Annotated in this window: 17 protein-coding genes; 11 read left to right on the forward strand and 6 right to left on the reverse strand. The window is 34.4% G+C overall.

Annotated elements, in window-relative coordinates; translation table 11 throughout:
• Nucleotides 1-48: 48 nt before the first annotated feature.
• A complete protein-coding gene (dinB, locus tag J3T98_RS00890) occupies nt 49-1,104 on the forward strand; it encodes a DNA polymerase IV (RefSeq protein ID WP_267361897.1) in 1,056 nt (351 codons plus the stop codon).
• Between the two features lie 81 nt (nt 1,105-1,185).
• On the opposite strand, the gene J3T98_RS00895 is transcribed toward dinB, so the two are convergent.
• Both J3T98_RS00895 and J3T98_RS00900 read right to left on the reverse strand, forming a co-directional pair.
• Nucleotides 1,186-2,622, reverse strand: a complete 1,437-nt coding sequence (locus J3T98_RS00895) for a 6-phospho-beta-glucosidase (protein ID WP_220224873.1) — start codon at nt 2,620-2,622, stop codon at nt 1,186-1,188.
• 13 nt (nt 2,623-2,635) lie between these two features.
• A complete protein-coding gene (locus J3T98_RS00900; RefSeq protein ID WP_267361898.1) occupies nt 2,636-4,507 on the reverse strand; it encodes a beta-glucoside-specific PTS transporter subunit IIABC in 1,872 nt (623 codons plus the stop codon).
• 137 nt (nt 4,508-4,644) lie between these two features.
• Between J3T98_RS00900 and J3T98_RS00905 the strand changes: the two genes are divergently transcribed.
• The gene (locus J3T98_RS00905; protein WP_267361899.1) at nt 4,645-5,385 is read left to right on the forward strand and encodes a GntR family transcriptional regulator; all 741 of its coding nucleotides are present in this window, start codon (nt 4,645-4,647) and stop codon (nt 5,383-5,385) included.
• Between the two features lie 69 nt (nt 5,386-5,454).
• Here the strand turns inward: J3T98_RS00905 and J3T98_RS00910 are convergent, their stop codons facing one another.
• From J3T98_RS00910 to rph, 3 genes are all read right to left on the reverse strand, one after another.
• Complete coding sequence (locus tag J3T98_RS00910; RefSeq protein ID WP_065561746.1) at nt 5,455-6,567, reverse strand: SIMPL domain-containing protein; 1,113 nt, start codon at nt 6,565-6,567, stop codon at nt 5,455-5,457.
• Nucleotides 6,568-6,713: 146 nt separating this feature from the next.
• The gene (pyrE, locus tag J3T98_RS00915; RefSeq protein ID WP_065561745.1) at nt 6,714-7,361 is read right to left on the reverse strand and encodes an orotate phosphoribosyltransferase; all 648 of its coding nucleotides are present in this window, start codon (nt 7,359-7,361) and stop codon (nt 6,714-6,716) included.
• A gap of 13 nt (nt 7,362-7,374) precedes the next feature.
• A complete protein-coding gene (gene rph / locus J3T98_RS00920; RefSeq protein WP_065561744.1) occupies nt 7,375-8,091 on the reverse strand; it encodes a ribonuclease PH in 717 nt (238 codons plus the stop codon).
• 150 nt (nt 8,092-8,241) lie between these two features.
• On the opposite strand from rph, the gene J3T98_RS00925 reads away from it, so the two are divergent.
• From J3T98_RS00925 to J3T98_RS00945, 5 genes are all read left to right on the forward strand, one after another.
• Nucleotides 8,242-9,108: a YicC/YloC family endoribonuclease gene (locus tag J3T98_RS00925; protein ID WP_267361900.1), complete on the forward strand. Its 867-nt coding sequence runs from the start codon at nt 8,242-8,244 to the stop codon at nt 9,106-9,108.
• A 4-nt stretch (nt 9,109-9,112) separates the two neighbouring features.
• Complete coding sequence (locus J3T98_RS00930) at nt 9,113-9,298, forward strand: hypothetical protein (protein WP_267361901.1); 186 nt, start codon at nt 9,113-9,115, stop codon at nt 9,296-9,298.
• Between the two features lie 224 nt (nt 9,299-9,522).
• Complete coding sequence (locus J3T98_RS00935; protein ID WP_267361902.1) at nt 9,523-10,437, forward strand: hypothetical protein; 915 nt, start codon at nt 9,523-9,525, stop codon at nt 10,435-10,437.
• A 306-nt stretch (nt 10,438-10,743) separates the two neighbouring features.
• Entirely contained in the window at nt 10,744-10,944 is a 201-nt protein-coding gene (locus tag J3T98_RS00940; RefSeq protein ID WP_267361903.1) for a hypothetical protein, read from the forward strand.
• Between the two features lie 48 nt (nt 10,945-10,992).
• The gene (locus J3T98_RS00945) at nt 10,993-11,532 is read left to right on the forward strand and encodes a hypothetical protein (protein WP_267361904.1); all 540 of its coding nucleotides are present in this window, start codon (nt 10,993-10,995) and stop codon (nt 11,530-11,532) included.
• A 161-nt stretch (nt 11,533-11,693) separates the two neighbouring features.
• Here J3T98_RS00945 and J3T98_RS00950 read toward each other — a convergent pair whose 3' ends face one another.
• Nucleotides 11,694-13,082: an MATE family efflux transporter gene (locus J3T98_RS00950; protein ID WP_267361905.1), complete on the reverse strand. Its 1,389-nt coding sequence runs from the start codon at nt 13,080-13,082 to the stop codon at nt 11,694-11,696.
• Between the two features lie 178 nt (nt 13,083-13,260).
• Between J3T98_RS00950 and yejK the strand changes: the two genes are divergently transcribed.
• Genes yejK through J3T98_RS00970 form a run of 4 tightly spaced genes read left to right on the forward strand, consistent with a single transcriptional unit; the run spans nt 13,261 to nt 16,725 of the window.
• Nucleotides 13,261-14,259, forward strand: a complete 999-nt coding sequence (yejK, locus tag J3T98_RS00955) for a nucleoid-associated protein YejK (protein WP_267361906.1) — start codon at nt 13,261-13,263, stop codon at nt 14,257-14,259.
• 9 nt (nt 14,260-14,268) lie between these two features.
• A complete protein-coding gene (gene nfo / locus J3T98_RS00960) occupies nt 14,269-15,111 on the forward strand; it encodes a deoxyribonuclease IV (protein ID WP_065561737.1) in 843 nt (280 codons plus the stop codon).
• Nucleotides 15,108-16,121: a hypothetical protein gene (locus J3T98_RS00965; RefSeq protein WP_267361907.1), complete on the forward strand. Its 1,014-nt coding sequence runs from the start codon at nt 15,108-15,110 to the stop codon at nt 16,119-16,121. The genes nfo and J3T98_RS00965 overlap by 4 nt, the downstream gene beginning before the upstream one ends.
• A 46-nt stretch (nt 16,122-16,167) precedes the next feature.
• Nucleotides 16,168-16,725: a hypothetical protein gene (locus J3T98_RS00970; protein WP_267338400.1), complete on the forward strand. Its 558-nt coding sequence runs from the start codon at nt 16,168-16,170 to the stop codon at nt 16,723-16,725.
• The last annotated feature ends 14 nt before the right edge of the window (nt 16,726-16,739 follow it).

Here is a 16,739-nt window from a genome sequence, read left to right on the forward strand (position 1 = left end):
GGTATTGTATATTTATACAGTTATTTTCTATATACTAATACCTTCATTATGCGAAAAATTATTCATGTCGATATGGATTGTTTTTATGCAGCTGTCGAAATGCGAGATAATCCACGTTATCGCAATGTGCCGATCGCCGTAGGAGGCGATCCACGTAAGCGTGGTGTGGTGGCAACTGCGAATTATATTGCTCGTCAATATGGTGTGCATAGTGCGATGTCAATGGCACAGGCAATTAAGCTGTGCCCTAATATTAAGGTCATTCCAGGTCGTCATGCCGTTTATAGAGAGGTTTCCAATCAAATCCATCAAATATTTAAGCGTTATACTCAAGCCATTGAGACGCTTTCGCTTGATGAGGCTTATTTGGATGTGACGGATTGTAAGCTTTGTCATGGTTCTGCTACGTTAATCGCCCAAGATATTCGACAAGCAATCTATAAGGAGCTTGAGTTAACCGCGTCAGCAGGTGTGGCTCCACTTAAGTTTTTAGCTAAAATCGCATCTGATATGAATAAGCCAAATGGGCAATATGTGATTACACCCGATCAGGTTGAAGGATTTATTGAGCAACTTCCACTGAAGAAGATCCCCGGTGTGGGTAAAGTGACCGAGAAGAAGTTAGCAGAGTTGGGGCTTTATACCTGTAAAGATGTAGTTAATTATGATTTGACTAAGTTACTTAATCAGTTTGGTAAGTTTGGACGTATTTTATATGAACGTTGCCAAGGGATTGATGAACGCGAAGTCTGTAATGATAGGCAACGCAAGTCAGTTGGGGTAGAGCGCACGTTGGTTGATGATATTCACAGTTGGGATGAGTGTTTAGCGCAATTTGATCCGCTATTTGAGGAGTTGGAGAAGCGTTTAAGCAAAGTTCGCTCGGATCTCTCTATTGCTCGCCAAGGTGTGAAATTTAAGTTTGATGATTTTCAGCTTACGACTCAAGAGCATGTTTGGTCTAAGTTGGATAAAGCTGATTTGATTGAACAAGCTCATAAAGTTTGGCTAGAAAGGCGCAATGATCGGGGTGTTAGGTTAATTGGTTTTCATGTGACGTTGATTGATCCACAAGTTGAAAAGCAACTTATTTTTAAGTTTTGATTGATGATGTGTTGATTAGATGAGATGGGTTAAAGGATCTGATTTTAATTCGCAAATCAGATCCTTTATATTATTAAGTGATTATTTTAAGCTTTGACCATTGGTCTTAATCACATTTTTATACCATTCGAATGACTCTTTTTTATAGCGTTTCATGCTGCCGTTACCTTCGTTGTCACGATCAACATAAATTACGCCATAACGTTTTTTCATTTCGCCAGTGGTGAATGAAACGACGTCGATAATTCCCCAAGCGGTATAACCAATCACATCAACACCGTCGTAATCCATCGCTTTTTGCATCGCTTTAATATGCGCGCCGAGGTATTCGATTCGTGGTTTATCATGAATTTGGTTGTCGTGCTCAAGTTCATCAATCGCGCCAAAACCATTTTCAACAATAAATAGTGGTAGTTGATAACGATCGTATAAGCGATTAAGTGTGTAACGTAATCCTTCTGGGTCGATCGGCCAACCCCAGTCACTGCTTTTAATGTATGGATTTTCAACTGCATTTGGTAATGCACCATTGACGATGTTGTCACGGTTGTCGTTTTTAACATCCGCTTTTACGACAGTTGACATGTAGTAACTAAAGCCGATGTAATCAACCGTACCTTGTTTTAAACAAGCTAAGTCTTCTTCTGTAATATCAAGTTTGTAGCCTTCGCGTTCAAACTCTTTTAATGCGTATGATGGATAATATCCACGAACATGTACATCAGGGAAGAAGAAGCGTTGATGCATAGCAATTTCTGATGCCATCATGTCTTCAGGGTTACATGAGTATGGGTAAATTGGCACGTGAGAAATCATACAACCAATTTCAAAGTTAGGGTTGATTTTTTTACCAGCAATAACCGCTTTAGCACTGGCTAATAATTCGTAATGCGCAACTTGGTAAAGCACTTCTTGTGGATTTTCACCTGGTTTAACTTGTACACCTGAGTTGGTCCAGAAGAAGATTGGGTTACTGGTGTCCATTTGGTTGTTGATTTCGTTAAAAGTCATCCAATATTTAACTTTGTTTTTATAACGTTCAAAACAACTTATAGCAAAACGTTCAAAAAACTCTACAGTTTTACGATTGCGAAAACCACCATATTGGCGAGCAATGTGTAATGGAATTTCAAAATGTGAAAGGGTAATAACCGGTTCAATTCCATTTGCAATGAGTTCATCAAATACGTCATCGTAAAATTGTAGGCCTGCTTCATTTGGCTCTAGCTCATCGCCTTTAGGGAAAATTCGAGTCCAAGCAATTGAAGTACGAAGGCATTTTAGTCCAAGTTCAGCAAATAATTTGATGTCTTCTTTATAATGATGATAGAAATCAATTGCTGTATGATTTGGGTAAAATTTGCCTGCTTCGATATCTTGAGTGATTTGTCTTGCAACACCATGTGCGCCAGCGGTCATGACATCAACCACACTTGGTCCTTTGCCCCCTTCATTCCAGCCGCCTTCGAATTGGTGAGCGGCTAATGCACCGCCCCATAAAAATGGTTTTTTAGTCATTTTTGATTCCTTGTTATTGCTTAATTTCGAATATGATATCGTCAAGATTTACGTCTTTATTTTCAGTTAATGTGATCAATTGGTACTGATCTGTATTAACAATAATAATTGGTGTAATTAATGGATAACCCGCTTGTTTGACCGCTTGTGGATCAAAGCTGATTAGCAAATCACCTTTTTTAACTTGTTGACCCATACTGATGTGATAACTAAATTCGTTATTAGTTAAATTAACAGTATCTATTCCAACATGAATTAATAATTCTACGCCATTATCTAGGACTAAGCCGATAGCATGTTTTGAACTTTCAAATACCGCACTAACTACGCCATCAAATGGTGCGTAAACATGATTATCTGTTGGTTCGATAGCAATACCTTCACCCATTAATTTTTGTGCAAAAGCGGGATCTGGCACTTCGCTTAGTGGTAATGCTTTACCGATCATTGGGCTAGTGATGTTAACTTTATCAAGAACGACTTTTGGGGTGTTGTTTTCAATTTTTTCTTCACTTTGTGCTTTTTCATTAGTACCAAAAATTTGCATCAAAATAACTGGCCCAAATAGTGCTATTGCTGAACCAAGGGCTACGCCGATGATTGAACCATAATGTTCTGGATTAATTGCATTAACAATAGTTAGTGGTCCAGGTAATGCTGCATAGGTGTAGTAGTAAGGCGTAAAGATACCAGCGACCATCCCACCAATTGCAGCACATATACAGCCATAAATAAATGGTGTTTTAAAGCGTAAGTTAACCCCATAAATAGCCGGTTCTGTGATACCAAATAGACCCGTGATAAATGCTGAGATTGATACACCTTTCATCTCTTTTGAGCGAGTTTTGAGGTAGAATCCTAAGGCTGCACCGACTTGTCCAATTACCGCGATAGTTTGGTAGGCTTGGAAAGAGTCCTTACCATATTGGTTAATGTTTTCGATAATAACTGGTGTAATACCCCAATGCACACCAAATATAACCAGAACTTGCCAAAATGCCCCGATAATTGCACCCGCGACCCAAGGCGCAAGGTTTACAATCCAGTTGTATCCGCTTGCAAGGTAGTGCGCTGCACCCGCTGTAATTGGTCCAATTACTAGTAAGGTTAATGGAACCATAATGACCAAGCAGATTAAAGGCATAACGAGTGGCTTAATAATGCTGTGTAAGCGAGGTTCTAAGAAACGTTCTAGATAAGAGAGTAACCAGACTAAAAATAGTGGTGGTAATACTGTTGACATATAGGTGGTTTCCGATAGCGGTAAACCAAATAGATCAAAAGTTCCCCCATTTTTTATTGATGCTGCAATTTCTGCCCATGTTGGTGATAGTAGCGCTGCACAACATGCAACTGCAATATAGATGTTGCAACGGAAATGTTGCGATGCAGTAATGGCAATAAAGATAGGTAAAAAGGTAAATGGCGCCCATGAGATAAAGCTAAATACTTGGCAAGTGCCAGTTTGTTCAAATTCTGGATAGGCAAGCTTAATTAAAATTAAGATCCCTTGTAATATCCCCGCACTAGCTAAAACATAAACGAATGGGGCAAAAACAGCTGACATTGTTGCGATAATACGATTTAACATACTACTTTTGCTATTTACATCAATTTTATTGTTTCCACTCATCAATTGAGTAAATGCATTATAGACTTTGTCAACATTGGTGCCGATAACAACTTGAATTTGTCCACCTTTTTCAACCACGGTGATAACACCAGGTAAACTGGCGATTTTCTCTTTCGCTTCTGCTGGGGTGGTTTGAGTAACGACACGCAAACGAGTTGCACAACGCGCGACAGAAACAATATTATTTTCGCCGCCTAACTCATTTAATATATCAACTGCTAATTTATTATAATCTCTAATTTTAGATGACATCAATTAAGCTCCTTTTAACAGGTAAGAGAGCATATATTATCCTTAAATTGAAAATTGTTAATGACCAATTTTATTGTTTGTGATCTAGATCGCGTTTTCAAGCAATTTTGATTTATTTAATTAACGATAAGTATAGAATGTCAGTCATTTATACCAATATCAAAGAACGACTAATGTTAAAATACCAAGATGTGGCAAAGAAAATTCAACAGTCGATTTATCAACAAAATCTGCCTAAAGATACACAATTGCCTAATATCGAAGGGTTAATTCAACAATATCAAGTTAGTCGTACCACCATTATCAAAGCACTTAATCGCCTTGAAAGGCACGGTGTGATCTATCAAATTCAAGGCAGTGGAATTTTTGTTAGGCAACCCAAAAAACGGGGTTATCTGAATTTTTTAGAGAGTCATGGTTTTAGTGTTGACCTAAATGATTTACCAGGCGCTTCACAAGTATTTAATGTTGACGTTATTCAGCCTAATGCCAAAGTAAAAGAGAACTTACAGTGTGAAGATGGTGAAGAAGTCTATTATATAAAACGATTACGTTTGGTTGAAGGCAAGGTTTATGGTTTTGAGCAATCTTATTATCGTAAAAAGATCATCTCTTACCTTAATCGGGAAATTGCCGGAAACTCAATTTTTAGTTACGTTAAAGAGATTTGTAAAATCAATATTGGTTTTTCTGATAAATATTTCAAAGCGATAAAATTAGATGAGGAGATCGCCCCTTATTTAGGATTAAAACCTGGCGATCCCGCTTTATGTGTTGAAGAGATTTTTTATACTACAGCAGGCGAACCTTTCGATTTTTCAAGAATTATTTATCATTACGACAATGCAAAATTCTATGTACAAAGTCATTCAAAATAGTCGAAGGTATTTCATTTAGTTAATAAAATAAATTACTAACTAAATGAAATTTTATCAATTTAACAGCTACTACTTTTGTTCAACTTTTTTAAGTGTTTCGAATGTACCTGATAAAGTTAATGTGACTTCATATTCTGGTGGAGTATTGATATCTACATCCATAGCATCATCAACACTTCTATCCATACCTAGATAACGTTTTTGACTTTTGGCGTTGTTAAATGATGAATATGATGTATCAAAATCTCTTGAGTCAAGTGAAAGTGTAATTGGTGCGCCTAGTACATACTGTTTATCCAGTAATCGTTCAACTTTAGCGCTCAATTTGTTTAGTAAAAGGGTTTCATGCTCGTTTAGCGCAGCTTGAATTGCTTCAGGTGAAACACTATAAGAGATGTTATTGTTGACTTGCATCTTTAATTCTTGCGCTTTAGCAATAATTTTACCAATAAGATCTAATTTATTTATTTTTATTTTTAGTGTGTTATTGACGAAATAGTGTTTTTCTTCAATTTCTTTAGCCTCCATTTCGCGTACCATATATTTTTTAATTGATACGTTCGTTAAGCCTATCTTTTTTAATTCGTTAGCGATATTGTTAAAGTCTTTGTACAGATCATCCTTTGCTCTACTTTCTCTATTACTGGTTGTAGCAATGGAGAATTCATAGTAGTTAGTCAAATTTTTATCGTCAATCTGATAAATGTTGTTTATACCATATTTATCAAGTATTTTATTAAGATTGATGAAGCTATCATTATTATCAATCGTTAATACAACATTAAGAATAGCTGCATAAGTGGTATTGTTTTTACTATCTGGTTTCGTCACAGTTCTAACACTGTTTTTGTAGTCGGTGGTAACTAAATTATCGTCGGTAATATTAAGTGTATTTAAATAAGTTTTTAACTTCTTCATTGTTTCGACATTAAGATTAGAAGCTTCCGTTGATGTCTCACCCTCTGTTTCTAAAGTTACATAAAATTCAACTGTATCGGGTTTTAATATAATGTTATCAGTAATTTTGGAGGTGATTTCTCCAACAGGGATAAGGTTCTTTCCATATTTTAATTGCTGTAGTTCTAAATAATTATTGCTAACGTTTAACGCATTATTTTGGGCGTGAGATGGAAAGATGGTACTCATATTCATTAATAGGATTAATAATAAGGTTTTTTTCATTTTATTTCCTTTATTCAGTCTAGTGAAATGGGCTAGTAAAGTAGGTTCAATGTAGAAAGATAAGATGATTATAATTAATCTAATTGGAAAGTTGTAAAAAAATTGTAAAACTTTATGAATATAAAAAAGCGTCTTACGACGCTTTATTATTTTATTCCATATTCAGCACGATAGGCTTCGACTTGGGTGACTTGGTCTTTTCGTGATGGATCTTGGTAGAGGTATTGGATCAAATCATCTAAAGTAATAATTGAAATTACATCACAATGATAAGTCTGTTTGATTTCTTGAATAGCAGATAAATCACCTCGGCCTTTTTCTTGACGATCTAAGCAAATCAATACGCCAGCAAGTTTAGATTGATTGTCTTCCAAAATTCGCATTGATTCACGAATTGCTGTACCAGCGGTAATTACATCATCAACTAACATAACGCGTTGTTGATATATTGAACTACCTACTAGATTACCACCTTCACCATGGTCTTTCGCTTCCTTTCGGTTAAAGCAGTAAGGAACATCAACATTGTGGTGTTCAGATAGGGCAACCACTGTTGATGAAACGATTGGAATGCCTTTGTAGGCTGGACCAAAGATAACATCATATTGTAAATCTGCATCGATTAATGCAGCGGCATAAAAACGACCTAATAACGCTAAATCTTTACCGGTATTAAATAGTCCTGCATTAAAAAAGTAAGGGCTTTTTCGACCTGATTTTAAAGTAAACTCGCCAAATTTTAATGCTTGCCTATCTAAAGCAAATTCTATAAATTCACTTTTATATGATTTCATCGATCCTCTCCAATTAATCTTTTAAAGCTTGTTTTTGTGCTTCTGTAATAGTTTTTATGCCATTTTTTGCTAGTTCTAATAGGGTTAATAATTCTTCATGACTAAATGGTTCACCCTCGGCAGTGCCTTGAACTTCTATGATACGACCATCATCTGTCATAACGACATTCATATCGGTTTCAGCATTAGAATCTTCAATGTATTCTAAGTCGCATAAGGCTTCACCGTTTACAATGCCTACCGATACGGCAGCCACTAAAGATTTAATTGGATTTTCTTTGATTTTGCCATTAGAAATTAATGTGTTTATTGCATCAACGAGTGCAACACAAGCTCCGGTAATCGATGCAGTTCTTGTGCCACCATCGGCTTGAATAACGTCACAATCTAAGGTAATGGTGTACTCACCTAATAATTCAAGGTCAACCATCGCACGCAGTGAACGGGCAATTAGGCGTTGGATTTCCATTGTTCGGCCAGTTTGTTTGCCTTTTGCAGCTTCTCGTTGTGTTCTTGAATTTGTTGCGCGAGGTAACATGCCATATTCAGCAGTGATCCAACCTTGATTTTGACCTTTTAAAAAGCGGGGTACAGATTCATCAATTGTTGCATTACAAAGTACTTTGGTTTCACCAAATTCGACTAATACAGAACCTTCTGCATGCTTAGTGTAATGACGGGTTATTTTGATTGGGCGGACTTGTTCCGCGGATCGACCAGACGGGCGCATGCAATTCTCCAGCAGTTTATTTTATCTTCGAATTAATTTTTTAGGGGGACATCAACAAGAAAGCGTCGATGTTTAGCCTAAGCTAAGGGCACATTATACAGAATTTGTGATACAATGCACACTAAGTTTTTATAAATTTAGGAACCTATTATGATTTCTAGTATGACCGCGTATGCGAGAAAAGAGTTGAACCAATCATGGGGTAATGCGTCTTGGGAGTTGCGTTCGGTCAATCAACGCTACTTAGAAACCTATATTCGTTTACCAGAACAATTCCGCTCACTTGAGCCGATCGTTCGTGAGCGTCTTCGTGCTCGATTAACTCGCGGAAAGATTGAATGTAACTTACGCTTCGAACTTGATCCCGCTGCTCAGAACCAAGAGTTATCATTAAATATTGAGCTGGCTAAACAGATATTAAATGCAGGTGATTGGATTAAACGTGAATACCAAACCGGTCCAATCAATCCACTTGATGTGTTACGTTGGCCGGGAGTGATGTCGAGTAAAGAACAAAATTTAGATGCAATTTCGCAAGAAATTTTAGCTTTACTTGAAAAGACAATCGATGAATTTATCACTGTTCGTGAACGTGAAGGTAAAGCCCTAAGCGAATTAATTACTCAACGCTTAGACGCTATAACTATCGAAGTTAATAAAATTCGAGATTGGATGCCACAAATCTTAGATTGGCAGAAAGAGCGTTTAAAAAGTAAACTAGAAGAAGCCAATATTGAACTTGATAGCTCACGTCTTGAACAAGAAATTGTGATGGTTGCACAAAAAATTGATGTGGCTGAAGAGTTAGATCGATTAATGACTCATGTTAAAGAAACTTATGCAATCTTAAAGAAAAACGAAGCAGTAGGGCGCCGACTTGATTTTATGATGCAAGAATTTAATCGTGAATCAAATACCATCGCTTCAAAATCAATTAATGCGGATGTAACTGCAAGTGCGATTGAACTTAAAGTATTGATTGAGCAGATTCGAGAGCAAGTACAAAATATCGAGTAATTTAATGAGCAAGTATTATGGCATATTAGCTATTATCTCCGTTTCTTTATTATGGGGAACAACGGGCACAGCAGCAACGTTTTCTCCATCTTTATCTCCTTTATTTATTGGCGCTTTATTAGGAATCATTGGTATGATTATGTTGTATTTTTCTGATAATGAGACATTTAAAAATAGTAATGTTAGTTAAGGAGTTTTATTAGGATTAGTTGCTGGCTTTACTTATGCGCTTTATTCATGGTTAGCTAGGCAATTAATGTTAAAAGAAATTAGTAACTCCTTCAAGCTTGAATAAAAAATTATCTAAATTAGGTGCATTAATCATGCATTAATTTTATTAGACTAAGTTCGAGCTTTTTAGTTTAATTTTATATAAATCGATTATTTTTGGTAATTAAGGAAAAAGGTATAAAAATGGATTTTCAACGTGACCAATATAAACTATCTAAAAAATTCAGCTTTACTTTAACAATTTTATATACTTTTATAGGAATTATTTTTGCTGTCATGATTGGCATTGTTTTTTCTGTAATTATATATTACTTACGTCTTAGAATAATTGAGTTGTGTCTATTTATTGCAGCAGCAGGCATTCTTCATATTATTTCTAAAAAGCTGGCTAGATTAGCCAAAGTGAGAAATAATATTATCAATTTTTTGATGTGTTTTACTATGTGTTTCTTTACCTTTTATACCATTATATGTGGTTTTGAATATGGCTTATTAAGCTTTGAGTTCGAATCGTTTTGGAGGCTTTTAGTCTCTCCTAAAATGGTAATTGAAATTATGCTTGATTTCATCCTACCATATTTTTATATAATAATATTTGATCCTATATTGATTCCATCTATAGTATCTTTTTATATCGCCTGTATCATTTTAGCTTTGGATGTAATCATCATCTTTTTGCCTGCTTTCTTTGCTTTTAAAATTAATGATTATTATTGTGAAGATTGCCAAAAATGGTATAAAAAATATCAATTTTTGTCTCCTTCCACAGATAAATTACAATTTGAACTCACAAAAAGTTATACAGTAAGTTATGCTAATGCATTAGCTAATTTACCTTTTTATACTCCTTTTCTTTTATTTGGATTATCAGAGCGAGCCAATGTGATTATGAATAATCCAAATATATTAATATATGATTATTGCCAATGCCTAAGTTGTAAGCGAAATAGTATTTTAAGCATTAAAAAGGCTATATTGAAAAGGGGAAAGAAGTATTTTTTCGCAGACAAAGTTCCTAATCCAATATTGGTTAAAAATGTTTATATCGATGAACAAACCGATTTATTTTTTACGATTAAAAAACAAGCTTTGTATTAATAAAGTAAATATTAAATACTAGGGGGCGTATTGCCCCTTTTTTATTTCAAAATATGCAATGATGATTGCTTTATCAAGTATTAACAATTTTTGTTACTAAATGAAGAAAAATAATAATCTTTACTTTTATCTAGTTTGATTAACTTTACTTTTGTAAGGGCAGGTTTGAAATGAATTGGTAAAATTAATAATCCGATGCTAAATATTGGAAAAGATAATAAAAATTGATAATTATCATCTTAACATAGCTATAAATTAATCTTTTATTTATATTATATTTTTTTAGAATTAATAAGGAATAAAACAATGAGCTCTACAGTTAGTCATTATCAGTTGTCACAAAAATTTAATCCGCTTTTAACCATTGTCTTTACCATAATAGGTATTCTTGCCGCAATTGTTTTGGGTATTATCTATTATTCAATTATCTCTTTTTATTCTCCGTTTGTCATAATTGATATTGGTTTAGTTGTTGTAATGGGATTGACGCTAGCCTATCTTGCTTAATTTCTTGCAAAAGCAGCAAAAGTAAGAAATACCAAGGTTAATTTTTTTATGGCATTCTTTATCTGTTTATTTGCCTATTACTCAAGTGTATGCGGATTCGAAGTAGGTATTTTCTCAGGTGATTTAACTGATTATGTTGAGCTGTTTTTTTCACCATTTACTGTCGTTGACAAAATGTTTAATGAAATTCTTCCAAACCATGAAATAACCATTACTAAAAAATCGAGTACCACCCACATTTCTGGTTTAATGTTGGGTGTTGTTTATGTAATTGAATTACTTGTTTTCTTCTATCCATTAATCGTTTCATTTCATATAGATGATTATTATTGTGAAGATTGCCAAGCATGGTACAAAAAATATCAATTCTTTTCATCAAGTAATGAAAGTCTAGAAACTAAACTTACTGCCAATTTAACTGGTAGTTATGCTGATGTATTATCGCAAACAATTTTTTATACTGATACAAAAGGAATACTTAGCCAAGTTGATCAATTAGCAGGAAATATAGATGTATTAGAATATCAATATTGCCAATGCCCAAAATGTCATCAGAAAAGCATTATTACCATAGAGAAAAATTGTTGAAAAAAGACAAAAAAGAGTATGAATTAAAAGGTGTTAGTGATGGATTTATAGTCCAAGATGCCTATATCGATAACAAAACCGATGCATTATTTGAAAAAGAAATATAAATTGGTAAAAAAGATAAATGAATAAGAAAGATAAAAGGGACTGATGTCCCTTTTTTAATGGTGATTTTTAGGATAGTGTCGATTTTTAATTGATTTAAAGTACCAATATAACGCAGCATAAGCGATCCCCGTCGATAACAAATCAGCAGTTGGTGATGCTGCCCATACACCATCTAAATCAAAGAATAATGGAAGAATATAAAGTGTTGGTAACAAGATTAAAATTTGTCTTGAAAGGCTTAACAAAATAGAAACTTTTGCCATACCAATACATTGGAAGAAACTGGTAGTTACCATTTGGAACCCAACAAACGCAAAAGAAAATGTAGTATAACGTAGTGCAATTGCAGATATTGCTACTAAATCAACATCAGAACTAAATGCTCTAACCAGCACATCAGGAATAAAACAACCTAGTACAAAACCAACGCTAGTAATGACGGTGGCAATTTTAACCGCATAAATAAACGTTTCCTTAACCCGAGCATAATTTTTGGAACCGTAGTTATAACCAATAATCGGTTGCATACCTTGGTTTACGCCAATAACAATCATAATAATCAGGGTAATTAATCGGTTAGCGTTAGAATAGCCGGCAATTGCATCATCACTTGAAACATGTGATATTGGTGCATAATGGGTTAACTGCCAGTTGATAAATACCACAACAACCGACGCCGCCACCTGCATGGCAAACGGTGACATACCAATCGATAAAATAGATTTAACATAAGTAAAATCGAGCTTAAAGTTGCGACGATATAATTTAATATTACTGTTTTTGCTGATAAAGTGTTGCATTACAAACAAAAAGCTAATAAACATCGATAGCGTAGTTGCAAACGCTGCGCCACGCATTCCCCAACCTAAAGCAATAATGAAAATTGGTGCGAGAATAATATTAGCAATCACACTGATAAACATCGTTACCATGGCTTTGAAAGGATAACCACTGGCGCGCATCATGTTGTTGTAATTAAATGTTAGTGTGATAAAAATACTACCCGGTAAAAATACCTCTAAAAATTCCCGTGCATAAATATGATTAGTGGGGCTTGAACCGATAAAGTGTAAAACCGGATCAATAAAATAAAGTAATAATGCTAAAGTAATACCGCTAAGCACGGCAGTTAACATAAACGATGTGCCTGCTACTCTTTCGGCTTTATCAATCTCGCCTCGACCCAAAAATATCGAAATACGGCTTGCCGAACCAATACCGACCAACATACCAATGCCGGCAGCAAGATTCATCACAGGCAAAATAATACCAGCGCCACTTAACGCTTCGCGACCGATCCAATGACCAATAAAAATTCCATCAATAATATTGTAAAGCGTATTTACTGTTGTCCCAATAATTGATGGTAGCGCATATTGCCAAAATATTAGGCTAATTTTTTTATGTTTAAAATCATCATAAATATCGCGTGAGTTTGTCATTTTTATTCACATTGAAAAAAAGTTAAAGTTGCTAAGAATTTTAGAATATACGTAAAAGTATAAAATTGACTTGAATAATCATAACTAGTTTAACAGAGATAAAAATTGATGATAGCACTTTTTTAGTGCTTTGATAAAATAGTCGATTATCAAATCGTCTAGCGTAATAGGAATTTTCATGAGTGTACAAATAGAAAACGTTGTTTTACATAAATTAATAAGAAAAAGCGATACGGAAATCGAATTACAACTTCGTGACTCACTACTGAACAATGAACAAGCGGTAAGCAACTTGATTGAAGATATAAACCGCGTTTATAACAACAAAAGTAAAGCTTATGGACTATTTAATAGTGAAAGCCTTTTTGAACAGTCGCTTAAAGAATTACGTTTAGGTAATCAAGACTTCCTTAATTTTAGTCAAGAATCTACCAAACAATTACGTAATGAACTGGCCAAATATCCATTTGCTGAAGGTGGCACCGTTATTTTTTGTCATTATCGATATCTAGCTGTTGAGTACCTTATTATTGCTGTATTAAATAGCTGTTTAAGTATGTTAGTCAACGAACAACTCAATATATCAGAAACCCAGTATTTAGATATTGACCATGCCGACATCATTGCTCGTATAGATATAACCGAATGGGAAACGGCTCCTGACTCAAAACGTTACCTAACTTTCCTAAAAGGACGAGTAGGGCGTAAGGTTTCTGACTTCTTTATGGATTATTTAGGTGCGAGTGAAGGATTAGATGCTAAAGCGCAAAATAAAACACTTGTTAAAGCGGTTGATGACTATTGCCAAGAAATGCAATTTGACAACAAGAATAATGCCCGTGAAAATGTTTATAATTATTGCCAAGCGCAATTACAAGCAGGTGAAGAGATTGAACTGAAAAATCTTGCTAACGAGTTGCCAACGACTGACGAGAATAATTTTATGGAATTTGTCAAAAATAATGAATATGATCTAGAGGACACTTTCCCCGTTGATCGTAGTGCACTACGCCAACTTAAAAAATTCTCTGGTAGCGGTGGTGGATTAACCTTAAGCTTTGATTCTGATCTATTAGGTGAACGAATCAAATGGGACCCGCAAACAGACTCACTTGTGATTAAAGGTGTTCCACCTAATTTACGTGACCAACTTCAACGAAACAGTGGCTCAAACTAGGAAAAAATTATGAAATATATTGGTGCTCATGTGAGTGCTTCTGGTGGTGTCGATAATGCTCCAATTAATGCTTATCAAATTGGTGCAACGGCTTTTGCTTTATTTACTAAAAATCAACGCCAGTGGCATGCAAAACCGCTTGAATCAGCAGTGATTGATAGTTTCAAAAAACGCTGTGAACGATATGGATTTACTAGTAAACAAATCCTACCGCATGATAGTTACCTTATCAATTTAGGTAGCCCTGATAGTGAGCAACTCGATAAATCCCGAACAGCTTTTTTAGACGAAATGCAACGCTGTGAACAGCTAGGGTTAACTTTACTCAACTTTCATCCTGGTAGTCACCTACAAAAAATTTCGGTGGATGAGTGTTTGGCGCGTATTTCCGAATCGATAAATATCACTTTAGATAAAACTAAAAATGTTGTCGCAGTGATAGAAAACACCGCAGGGCAAGGGTCTAATCTCGGTTATAAATTTGAACATCTTGCACAAATCATCGATAAAATAGAAGATAAAAGTCGTGTTGGTGTCTGTATTGATACCTGTCATGCCTTTGCTGCCGGTTATGACTTACGCACTGAAAAAGCCTGCAAAGAGACCTTTGACGAATTTGAAAAAATTGTCGGCTTTAAATACTTACGAGGTATGCACTTAAACGATGCTAAAAGTGAGTTGGCAAGCCATGTTGATCGTCATGATAGCTTAGGCAAAGGAACCATCGGCGAAACGGCATTTAAATTTATTATGCAAGACTCGCGAATCGATGAAATTCCTCTCATCCTCGAAACTGTCGATCCGGATCTTTGGAAACAAGAAATAGCGTGGTTAAAAGAGCAGGAAAAATGAAAATAATGAAAATAATAAAAATAAAGTTATTAATATTATTATTACTGAGTTGTTTTGTAAATGCTAACGAGGAAATACAAAATCATTCAGATAACACTATAAAAGACTTAGATATTTTTATTGTTGAGAAAAAAGATAACCCCATTTTTTATTTTACTTCAGTATCAGAAAAAATTAATTTTAACTCATATGATGAAAATGGAAATGCTCGAATCGTTCCACACTTAATTCCAGATGAAATAGGTAATTATAAGAAAGATAGCTATAAATTAACAAAAATCTATCGACAACGTTTTTTGAAAGAAGCTGGAATATCTGAAGACGATAATTTCTATCTTTATGATTACGAACATAATCGACTAATTACTTACCCTATTCGAAAATTAGAAGCTTTTGCAATCATAAATATTTATAGTATCGGTAAAACACCACATCATGATGAGAAGAGTTATCAATTTGGTTTTAAACTGAACCTTAAGCAATTACCCAACTTAAACCCTAAAAATACATTTGTTTATATCGGTAAGGAAAGTCCGTTTGCTATGCAACAACTAACGCGAATAGACTGGCAAAAAATTGACAATCAAGATTTTCCAAACGTCTCGAATAATAACGATACTTCTGTTCAAAATAGCATTACTCAAAGCTATTTAGCTCAATTAAATGAATTAAATTACTATCTTCAAGATGAAATAATTAAGCATGACAACTTTACTGGGACCTATCATAGGAAATTGGTTATAGCTGATAATGAAAAAAACATTTTTACTTATTTTGAATATTCCCATACTGAAAGTTCAAGGATTGGAAGTCTAACTGACAAAGATTTTAATGAAATGAATAAAGACAAATGGACTGGCAAATTGTTTAAAAATCAACCTTTAGTGGCATTTGGATTTGAATCAATGATATTTCCGTATTCATATATTTATTATATTGATCCATTATATACATTTAAACGTTTAGATATAAAATCTGATTATCGACAGGAAGATCATAGATCAAGATAAAATTCAGATTAATTTTGTGGATATGTACTTAAGGAGTAGGTAAACAATGAAAAAAATACTAATTGTATCTATTATTTCTTTATTAAGCTTTGGTGCTTATTCTCAAACATCAGTGCATCCAAAAACAGTGAATCATTCACCATCAACTGAAAAAGTAAATCTTCATCAACTAACGTTTATTGATTATATAAAAGATAAAAAGCGATTTGCATTTGTTTCTGTGACAGATGATTTACTTGCTCATGGCGATAAATCAATTGAGGCTTTCTTTTTGATACCAGATGAAGAACGAACTCACTCAGATCCTGTCAATGCACAATATTCAAAACCCTATTATTCAATTGACGGCAGATACCACGACATTTTTCTTGGCAAAATAGGTTTACCAAATTCGTCAATATTTATTTATGACAAAGCCACTAAGCAATCAGTATCATTTGATATTAAAGATCTCAAAATATCAGCAGTGATTAAACCGAATCAAAACCAAGGTCCATATTTCGAATCAGATTATTTATATGGTTTTGAAATTGATGCAGATAAAGTTAACAACTTCGAACAACCCTTAGTCTACATTGGTGAACAAAACCCATTTATTCAATAACGAAGTTAAATTAA

The organism is Gilliamella sp. B2772 (assembly GCF_026536985.1).
GTDB classification, from domain to species: domain Bacteria; phylum Pseudomonadota; class Gammaproteobacteria; order Enterobacterales; family Orbaceae; genus Gilliamella; species Gilliamella apicola_E.